Here is a 2,938-nt window from a genome sequence, read left to right on the forward strand (position 1 = left end):
CCCGGCCACCGACCCCGGCCCGGCCGCCGACCCCGACCCCGCCGCCGACCCACCACCCAGCAGGTCCGCGCAGGCCGCCGCCAGTCCGGCCGCCGCGCGTTGCATCAGCGCGCCCTCCGGCAGCCGGGCCATCAGCTCCCGCTCGGCGTTCCGTACCGTCTCCACGCTGTAAGCAGTCCGCATACGCCCATCTCTCCGTCCACACCCGGGCCGACCGACCACACCCGGGCCGACCGACCACACCCGGCCCACCCGCCAACGACCTACCCCCGCCCCCGCACCCTCGCCGTCCCGCCCCCCCTCACCCCTCCGCGATCACCACCGCCGAAGCCACCCCCGCGTCATGGCTCAGCGACACGTGCCAGTTCCGTACCCCCAGCTCCGCCGCCCGCGCCGCCACCGTCCCGAGCACGCGCAGCCTCGGCTGCCCGCTCTCCTCGACGTACACCTCCGCGTCGAGCCAGCGCAGCCCCCCGGGCGCGCCCAGCGCCTTCGCCACGGCCTCCTTCGCGGCGAACCGCGCCGCGAGGGACGCCGTACCGCGCCGCTCACCGCTCGGCAGCAGCAACTCCCGCTCCGAGAAAAGGCGTTCGACCATCTGGGGGGTACGCAGCAGCGACTCCCCGAACCGGTCGATCTCCGCGACGTCGATCCCCACCCCGATGATCACCCTGAACCCACTCCCTCACTCACTCACGTACTCACTCACGCGCGCATCTCACCGACACACGCACTCCCGCGCACCGGCATTCCCGCGCCCGCACTCCCGCGTTCACTCCACCGTCACCGACTTCGCCAAGTTCCGCGGCTGGTCCACCTCGTTGCCCCGCGCCGTCGCCAGCTCGCACGCGAACACCTGCAACGGCACCGTCGCCACCAAGGGTTGCAGCAGCGTCGGCGTCACGGGGATGCGGATCAGATGGTCCGCGTACGGCGCCACCGCCTCGTCCCCCTCCTCCGCGATCACGATCGTGCGCGCCCCCCTGGCCCGGATCTCCTGGATGTTCGACACGATCTTGTCGTGCAGCACCGACCGGCCGCGCGGCGAGGGTACGACGACCACCACCGGCAGGTCCTCCTCGATCAGCGCGATCGGGCCGTGCTTCAACTCGCCCGCCGCGAACCCCTCGGCGTGCATGTACGCCAGTTCCTTCAGCTTGAGCGCACCCTCCAGTGCCACCGGGTACCCCACGTGCCGCCCCAGGAACAGCACCGTCTTCTTGTCCTTGAGCGAGCGCGCCAGTTCCCGTACCGGCTCCATCGTCTCCAGGACCCGCTCCACCTCCCCCGAGATGTGCGACAGGTCCCGTACCACCGCCCGGATCTCGTCGCCCCACTTCGTCCCGCGTGACTGCCCCAGGTACAGCGCCACCAGGTAACACGCCACCAGCTGCGTGAGGAACGCCTTCGTGGACGCCACGGCGACCTCGGGGCCCGCGTGCGTGTACAGGACCGCGTCCGACTCCCTCGGGATGGTCGAGCCGTTGGTGTTGCAGATCGCCAGCACCTTCGCGCCCTGCTCCCGGGCGTGCCGCAGCGCCATCAGCGTGTCCATCGTCTCGCCGGACTGGGAGATGGCGATCACCAACGTCCGCCGGTCCAGGATCGGGTCGCGGTAGCGGAACTCGCTCGCCAGCTCCACCTCGCAGGGGATCCGGGTCCAGTGCTCGATGGCGTACTTCGCGATCAGCCCGGCGTGGAACGCCGTCCCGCACGCCACGATGACGACCTTGTCCGCCTCCCGCAGCACCTCCGCCGGGATCCGTACCTCGTCCAGCGACAGCCGGCCCTCACCGTCGATACGTCCCAGCAGGGTGTCCGCCACCGCCTTCGGCTGTTCGGCGATCTCCTTGAGCATGAAGGACTCGTAGCCGGCCTTCTCGGCCGCCGAGGCGTCCCAGTCGATGTGGTACGCGTGGGTCTCGGCCGGTGCGCCGTGGAAGTCGGTCACCGTCACGCCGTCCCTGCGCAGCTCGACCACCTGGTCCTGGCCCAGTTCGACCGCCGAGCGGGTGTGGGCGATGAAGGCCGCGACGTCCGAGGCCAGGAAGGCCTCCCCGTGGCCCACGCCCACCACCAGCGGGGAGTTGCGCCGCGCGCCCACCACCACGTCCGGCTCGTCCGCGTGTACGGCGACGAGGGTGAAGGCGCCGTCCAGCCGCCGGCACACCTGGCGCAGGGAGTCCGCCAGGTCGCCGCAGGCCGAGTACGCCTCGGCCAGCAGGTGCGCGACCACCTCGGTGTCCGTCTCCGACTCCAGGCCGTGGCCCCGGTCGGTCAGTTCGGCGCGCAGGGCGGCGAAGTTCTCGATGATCCCGTTGTGGACGACGGCGACCCGGCCCGCGTTGTCCAGGTGGGGGTGGGCGTTGAGGTCCGTCGGGCCGCCGTGGGTGGCCCACCGGGTGTGCCCGATGCCGGTGGTACCGCTCGGCAGCGGCTGTTCCGCGAGTGACTTCTCCAGGTTGACGAGCTTGCCCGCCTTCTTCGACGTGGCGAGCCCGCCGTCCGCGAGCACCGCGACCCCGGCCGAGTCGTAGCCCCGGTATTCGAGTCGTTTGAGGCCCGCGACAACCACATCGAGCGCCGACTGACCACCGACATATCCCACAATTCCACACATGTCGGCAGCCTAAGGCGCGGGACGCCACGCCCCGGGTAACCAGGCCCGTACGGTGGGCCCGGCCTTGCCGGCGCCGGTCACCATGGCCGCCGCACCGGCCGTCACTTGTCGGTACGCACACCACCGCATTGAATTGCGCACACGGCGCACACGGCGCACACCGCGCGCACCTCGCACACCACCGCGTTGAATGGGGCTTCGTGACACTTCGTACGCTGATCGCCCTGCCCCGGATGCTGCGCCACGGCGCCACCGTCGGCGCGGACCTGCCGCCGGACCCGGCCGTCGTCCTCGACCCGGTCCACCCGGACCTGCGCG

Annotated in this window: 2 protein-coding genes and 1 pseudogene; all 3 read right to left on the reverse strand. The window is 71.5% G+C overall.

The genetic code is table 11. The features are described from left to right. Positions 1-183 (reverse strand): annotated as a pseudogene (locus GT042_RS12350) (bifunctional ADP-dependent NAD(P)H-hydrate dehydratase/NAD(P)H-hydrate epimerase); the annotation flags it as partial. Between the two features lie 118 nt (positions 184-301). Continuing rightward, the gene (locus tag GT042_RS12355) at positions 302-670 is read right to left on the reverse strand and encodes a holo-ACP synthase (protein ID WP_161308771.1); all 369 of its coding nucleotides are present in this window, start codon (positions 668-670) and stop codon (positions 302-304) included. 102 nt (positions 671-772) lie between these two features. Further along, complete coding sequence (gene glmS / locus GT042_RS12360) at positions 773-2,620, reverse strand: glutamine--fructose-6-phosphate transaminase (isomerizing) (RefSeq protein WP_161308772.1); 1,848 nt, start codon at positions 2,618-2,620, stop codon at positions 773-775. Positions 2,621-2,938: the final 318 nt, after the last annotated feature.

It is taken from the genome of Streptomyces sp. SID3212, from assembly GCF_009865405.1.
Lineage (GTDB): Bacteria > Actinomycetota > Actinomycetes > Streptomycetales > Streptomycetaceae > Streptomyces.